The 6,601-nt window shown below is 52.7% G+C and carries 7 protein-coding genes; all 7 read right to left on the bottom strand.

What is annotated here, in order from left to right:
* Positions 1-52: 52 nt before the first annotated feature.
* The 7 genes from A8O25_RS21705 to A8O25_RS23135 all read right to left on the bottom strand — a co-directional run bounded on the left by A8O25_RS21705 (position 53) and on the right by A8O25_RS23135 (position 6,269).
* Positions 53-1,045, bottom strand: coding sequence for a Gfo/Idh/MocA family protein (locus tag A8O25_RS21705; RefSeq protein WP_066839664.1), 993 nt, complete (start codon positions 1,043-1,045; stop codon positions 53-55).
* A 102-nt stretch (positions 1,046-1,147) separates the two neighbouring features.
* A complete protein-coding gene (locus tag A8O25_RS23355; protein ID WP_161947812.1) occupies positions 1,148-1,306 on the bottom strand; it encodes a hypothetical protein in 159 nt (52 codons plus the stop codon).
* Positions 1,307-1,807, bottom strand: coding sequence for a LamG domain-containing protein (locus tag A8O25_RS21700; RefSeq protein ID WP_066839663.1), 501 nt, complete (start codon positions 1,805-1,807; stop codon positions 1,307-1,309).
* Positions 1,808-2,231: 424 nt separating this feature from the next.
* A complete protein-coding gene (locus A8O25_RS21695) occupies positions 2,232-2,948 on the bottom strand; it encodes a rhamnogalacturonan acetylesterase (protein ID WP_241499122.1) in 717 nt (238 codons plus the stop codon).
* A gap of 327 nt (positions 2,949-3,275) precedes the next feature.
* Positions 3,276-3,674 carry a VOC family protein gene (locus A8O25_RS21690; RefSeq protein WP_066839658.1) on the bottom strand — a complete coding sequence of 133 codons (399 nt, stop codon included), beginning with the start codon at positions 3,672-3,674 and terminating at the stop codon, positions 3,276-3,278.
* Positions 3,671-5,662, bottom strand: coding sequence for an alpha/beta hydrolase family protein (locus A8O25_RS21685; protein ID WP_066839656.1), 1,992 nt, complete (start codon positions 5,660-5,662; stop codon positions 3,671-3,673). The genes A8O25_RS21690 and A8O25_RS21685 overlap by 4 nt, the downstream gene beginning before the upstream one ends.
* 265 nt (positions 5,663-5,927) lie before the next feature.
* Complete coding sequence (locus tag A8O25_RS23135; RefSeq protein ID WP_153042871.1) at positions 5,928-6,269, bottom strand: hypothetical protein; 342 nt, start codon at positions 6,267-6,269, stop codon at positions 5,928-5,930.
* Positions 6,270-6,601 lie beyond the last annotated feature (332 nt).

The raw sequence follows: 6,601 nt of genomic DNA, 5'->3' as shown, positions 1-6,601 counted from the left end.
CTGGCTTTGGTTCGAATTTGGAACAGAAAACAGGATTACCAATTTTTTTTAATCACTTCCGCCCCACAATCTGGTCCATGACCCACGCGGTGCGGGCGGCGGTTTCTCCGGTGCTGGGGCATTTGCCCTGCCCTCTCAATTCATCTACCATGGTCTGGATGAACGGCTGCTGCACGTGGGCAGGCGGCGGCAGGTGAAATTCCTGCAGCCCCTCCTGGTTCTCCAGCCGTACCGGCTCAGGGGCAAACGAAGGAAACGTGATTCTCCCTTTGCTCCCAATTATCTCAGTGGTGTCTGTGAACTGGGCGGGATCAACGGTAAAGCACCAGACACCGGTTCCCAGTACGCCGTTCTGGAACCGGAACTGCGCCGTCACCAGGTCCTCGGCGGGGTAAAGGCCGGCCTGGTTGGCGGTTTGCCCGGAAGCCTGCGCAATGGGGCCCAGCAGAAAATCAAGGTAGTCCAGTTGGTGTGATGCCAGGTCAAAGAACAGACCGCCGCCGGCTTTGTCGGGCTGCACCCGCCACGGCAGTTCCGCCTGGTTCAGGTTCTGCGGCACCGGGTGGTACAGACGAATATTCACAAACCGAACTTCGCCAATGGCACCACTCTCTACCAGTTCCTTCACTTTCAGAAAAGACGGCAGACACCGGCGGTAGTAGGCTACAAACAGCGGCACCTGCGCCTGGGCGCATGCTTCTACCATTTGCTGGCACTGCTGGTAATTCAGCGCCATGGGCTTTTCTACGTACACCGGTTTTCCGGCTTGAGCCACCTGCAAAGTATAGTCTGCGTGAGCATCTGGGGGCGTGGCAATGTACACCGCATCTACCTCAGAGTCCTGAATCAGCGCCTGCGCGTTCTCATACCACGCTGGCACCCCGTGCCGCTGGGCATAGTCCTGCGCCTTCTCCGCGTTTCGGCGCATAACGGCCACCAGTTGGGAATGCTCAATCTTCTGGAAGGCGGGGCCGCTTTTGACTTCGGTCACGTCACCGCAACCAATGATGCCCCACCGCACGGTGGAATAGGGAAGTTTTGCCATGTCTTAGGTAGCTTGTTCTGAGATTCCAAGATAAGCAGTTCCCTGAAAGGGAAATCTGTTTTGGGGCTGTTTTTGGAAAAACAGGTCAAAAACGGCGCGGCTCTACTTTTCAGGAACAACGGCCTTGGGGGTGAAGGTCACTGATTTGATCACGCCGTTAAACCAGGAGCGTTGGTCCATGCGGGTGCCCAGAGAGGTTTTGGCGGTGGCGGGAATGGGCAGGTACGTGATCTGCCCGGCCAGTTCCAGGTTTCCGTTCACCTACCCTCGCATCTGCCGGTCTTTGTAGACCAAGGTCATAATGGCCCACTGGTTCACCGGATGCGTTTTGGTGGAGTCAATCAGGGTGAGGGAGGCGCTGTCTGTGCGCATGAAAAAATCTGGGTACCACTGTTTCTGGTTGTTCAGCCGCAGCTCCATGAGTATTCTCCGGTTGGGGTTGGCCGGATCCTGAATGTGCAAAAACCGCTGCTCAAAATTGGCGGGCCAGGCATCTGCCGGTTTGAACACCACTTCTATGGTGAATTCTTCCGCCCCCAGAATAGGGTTCACGTCTAGCAACAGTCCGTCTTCTACGCCGTCAAAGGCCACTGCGGTTGCACCATCCTCTGTTTTCACCACCTCCGGCGATCTCACCACCGTCACCGGATGGCCAGCCACGGCGGAAAGAGAATTCACCTGCCAGTAGGTTGGTTTGACAGAAGCGCAGGAGATCATTCCGCCAAGGGCGAAGCAGGCAAGTGCATAGCAGATGTTTTTCATAGGTAAGAGGCACCTTTGATAGGGATGGACTTAGTTTTCTGATTGCTGATTGTCAATATTGGGGAATTTTCATCCTTCCATGCACTCTACTCTACTCTACTCTACTCTACTCTACTCTACTCTACTCTGTCATCCTGAAAGGATCTTGGTAGCGAACGGTAGTAGCAAGGACTAAACGTCTTTACCGTTCGCCCACAAGCTCCTTTCAGGATGACAGAGAGAAGGAAAAGGAAGAAAGAAAAAAGGGTAGCATGAAAAATGGAGAAGGACGGGTATTGAGAAAGAAATATAGAAAGAGAAATGTGCTTCTATGGGGAATTTTCACCCTCTCTGTTTTTTGCCTGTTTTTCTGAAAACAGGCCGAAAACAGCTCGTCAGCATTTAGCCTGTTTAACTAGAATACTATTTCCCGCCTTTTCCGAAACTACTTCTTCAACGTCGGCTTTACCACTCGTTCTGCCAGCTCCAGCTTCAGGTCCTTAATACCCGCTAGCACAATCTGAGCCATCTCGCGGGCGCCCAGTTCATTGAAGTGGGTGTCGTCTTCTTTGCCGTCTGGGTAGTTGGGGTGTTCGTTGGCCTTGAGGTGTAAAAAGAGCTTCTTGGAGAATTCAGGGCCATACTGCTGGAGCAGTTCCTGGCTTTTCTGATCCAGGTCAATCAAAGGCACTTGCTGTTTTTTGGCTACCTCCCGAACAATGGCGGCATACACCTGGTGCGTCTCCTCAATCTTGCCGGCAGCGTCAAACTTGCGGCGGGCGGCAGGGGTGATCAGCACGGGCTGGGCTTTCCTGGCTCTGGTCTCCGAGATGAACCGCTCCAGATTGGCCCGGTAATCTTTCTCGGTGGTGTAGCTTTTCTTGGTGGCCACCTCGTCATTATGCCCGAACTGGATGAACACGTAATCTCCCGCCTTCAGGGCCTGTGACACCGGCTGCCAGAGATTTTCTTCAATAAACGTGCGGGTGCTTCGCCCGTTTTTGGCGCGGTTGTCAACGGTGACGGTGTTGTCAAAAAAGTACTTGAACGGCATGCCCCAGCCGGTCTCCGGATTAGCTTTGGTTTCTTTGATAGAGATGGTGGAGTCCCCAATCAGGTAAACGGTGATAGGGGTCTTTTTTTGTTTTGCAATGAATGACATACACCCTACCGTCAGTAGCGTCAGGGCCAGAAAAGAGAAATGAAGTTTACGCATCAGAAAATAGTTAATACAACTGTTGGGGCAAGACTACTTTCTCGCCGTTAAGGGTCACGTTCTGAAACAGAATGTCTTTCACGTTGTAGAACTTGTATGGTTTTTTTAACCCCATTTATCTGCACATTGATCAGCCGAAGGTTCTCTACCGGCGACTGCTCTTTAGTTTTCAGGAGGCATATCTACAACTCTGCCAGTTTGCCCAGCCCACCTGTTTTCCAGTGCCGTTTTGGAGCCGTTTTCTGAAAAACAGGTGAAAAACATAATTTAATTCTACCATTCGTCTCTGGCCAGCATGGGCCTGCCCCGCTTGCAGAGCTGCAGCGCCAGCCCCCACGGGTCCCGGAGCATGACCAGATGAGAACCATCATCTAAGGTTTGGTCAGAGACGCAGGTGGCCCCCGCCAGGCAAAGCCGCTCCTTGTCGGCAGTGGGGTTTTCAGAGACAAACGCCAGGTGCACCAACAACGGGTTCATGGTTCGGTAGGCGGGCACCTCCTCGGCGGGGTTCAGGTAGATCTCCACCATAATGCGGCCGCTGTCATCTGCCATGAAAGTGGTAAACGGTGCCTCTTTCTGCTGCCGCACCACCCGCATGCCTAAATACTGGGTGTACCAGCTGGCCATGCCCACCGGATCTTCTACGTTCAGGGCGAAGTGTTCTAATTTCATTTTGTGTTGTGTTTTATTCGCGGCGCGATTTTAGAAACTAAATCAGGTAAATCATACTGCTGCAGCAGACCCTGCACCACATTGGAATACATGTTCTGCTGCAGCGGGTTGGCCACATACCTCTCATACGACGTGAGGGTGTTTTGCAGCTCAGCCTGGGCGATGCGGTTGTCCAGGAAGGTGGCGTGCGTGACCACCGGCCCGTAAAGCCCGTCAGCCGCAATGTGTACGGGTAGTGTGCTCAGTTCTTTTCTGGAGTGTAGATAGTCCAGCAGCGTGACCACATCCTGCACCCGTTGGGTGAGCAGCGGCCGCTTCAGGTGCAGGCTCAAAATGGCGTTTCTATACTCATGGCTCATATACTTGGCATCATTGAGCTTGGGGTCATCCTTAGATTCGCCCACGCCCCGCAGGTCTGCCAGCACCAGCACGTGGCCCGCCTGCATCTCCTGCTGGATCAGGCTGTCATTCTTCGCCAGACTCTCCTTCCCTTTTTCCGCCAGGCGGATGATCAGCTTCTTGGGGGCCGTCTTACCCGTTGGGAAGTACACCAGCGCCGGAATGGGCAGCTCCTCGTTCCGCATGATGATCTGTTTTTCCACCCGGTAATTTTTCACCTGCGAGCCACCGCTCTGCTCCGTGAACACGGGGTTGGTGTTCGGCTGGAAGCCGATGACTTGCCTTACCTTCTCCTGCAGCTTTGGGAGGTTGGGCTCTGCCATAAACGCTTTACGCTGCGGGGCCAGCTGCTGGAACTGCGCCAGATTCATGCCCTGCACCGTGGCTTCATGGGGAAAGGCGGTGGTCACCTGCCCCGTGGTGGTGGCGAGGAGTTCTTTTTCTGGCAGGCTGCCAATGTCGCCTTCTTTGATTTCCTTAGGGTCCTGGTAAAACCATTTCCGGAACCACTGCACGGCCACCTCCCGCTTGGGCTGCGAGATGCCATGCCCGTCTGGCCAGACAAACAGCTTCACCTTCTCCGGCTGCTGCAGGGTGGTGTAGACTTTCTGGAGTTCCTGATAGCCTTGCAGCGTGCCACGGTGATCTACAAAGTCATTCTCCCCGGCTAAGATCAAGACAGGTTTAGGAGCTGCGGTGATAATGAAATCAGCCATTTCCAGCGTACCCTCACCGGGCATGTACTGGCAACCGTCCTGCGCCCCCGCCTGCTCCATGTACCGCTCCCGCTGGGTGAAGTAACTGCAGGGTGCCGCCACTTTGATGCGGTCATCATAGGCCATCAGGTAAATGGTCTGCGTGCCACCCCCCGAATTGCCAATAGCCCCCAGTTTGGTTTTATCTACCTCTGGCCTGGTCTCCAGATAATCCAGCCCGCGCACATTGTCCCAGAGCATGTAGTCTGCCACACTGGTGCCCACCAGGTTTGAACCGGCGTTGAGCAAGGTGTGCTCGGTGGTGGCGCCACGGGTGAGGGTTTTGCCTTTTTCATCAATGAGCTGAATGCGCTCGCCCTGCGAAAACGGGTCTATTGACAGCACCACAAAGCCATGGCTGGCGAACAGGCGGGCGGTTTTCTGGTAAGACTCCGTGGCTTTGGCGGTCATCTCGTGCCCGTTCATGAGCAGGATAGCCGGGAATTTACCTTTGCCGTCTGGCACGTACAGGTTGGCGGTGACGTGGTGGTTGGGCCGGCTCTCGTAGACCAGATTCTCTATCCTGAAGCCTTTCTGCTTGATCTGCCGGGTGACTTTTGCGTTTAGCGGCTGTTTTTCAGGAAACTGCCCCAAAACGTTCAGGTACTGCTGCTTCACCCCGGCCTGGTAGGCTTGCATGGCGGGTTTGCTCTGCTGTGCCTGGGTCAGTTTCTCCCGCCGCACGTCATATGCCTCCTGCAGTTCCCGCACCAGATAGGCGTTGTAGGTGGTTTGGGCTTTCCAGGTGAGCACCTGCGGGGTGGTTTGGGCCTGCACTTGACCTGCCCAACATACTCCTGCTATAAAAATGAATAAACGCTGATGAACTTTCATATTCTATTCTACACCTTTCTTCGGCAGGCAGTAAGCACTAACGAAGGAAGACACATCCTGCTTTATAAGAACTGTTTTGCGTAGAGCTGTTTTTGGCGAAAACAGCATCCAAAACGACCAAAACAAGATGAAACTATGAAACCGCCCGTTTCCGGGCTCCATTAACTTCCTTTCAGGTAAACCCAGGTAGCCTTTACCATCAGGACATTTCTTTAAACTAAAAGCCCCAGGCCGAAGAGAAACAATTTCTGCACTACCCGTTCATTTACTGCCGGCTAGAAAGTTCAGGGGAATTGAGACTACCCATTGACTCTGAGCTGTATTCACCCGATCCCATCACGGAAAACGGGTTTTTCCCTTCTCTGCTGGCTGAAAGATCTTGAAGGGGCGTAACATTAGGTCCCGTTGATGTTCTGCTGTTATTTTCTCCAGGGTCACCGTTAACTAAAGAAGGCCAATCTGATGACTTTTCTACCCCAGATTTTACGTGTACTTCTACTTGATTTTCTATCCCGGCAGCCTCTGCAATAAAAAGTATATCTTCTGCAAAAGCCGTAAGGCATAGTAACGCAAAGGCAAACAGGATAGACGGTAAGTTTTTTCTCATGACTGATTGGTTTAGCATGAACTGATCCTCCTGGCAGCAGCAGTAGTATCTCCCGGGCAAATCTGGATTGGCTGCCAAAAGTCTCTTTTCACGGTTATTTACTCCATATGCTTGCTCATTATTCTCTTACTCTCTCTTTCCTAACTTTTCTGTTCCTCAAAATAACAATGAACCTATTAATGTGCAATCGATTGCTCCTTGTAACTAAAAAAAAGGCATCACCTGCCTTTCTTTACCCCCTCTTTCTATGGAAGCTGTTTAGAGTTTTGACAGAAAGGCGTTTCACAAAGATTCTAATATCTGTTTTCGGGCTGTTTTTTGAAAAACAGCCC

Origin of the sequence: Rufibacter ruber (assembly GCF_001647275.1) — a bacterium.
GTDB lineage: Bacteria > Bacteroidota > Bacteroidia > Cytophagales > Hymenobacteraceae > Nibribacter > Nibribacter ruber_C.
The sequence above is the reverse complement of the archived record's forward strand: the minus strand, read 5'-3'. Positions and strand labels throughout refer to the sequence as shown.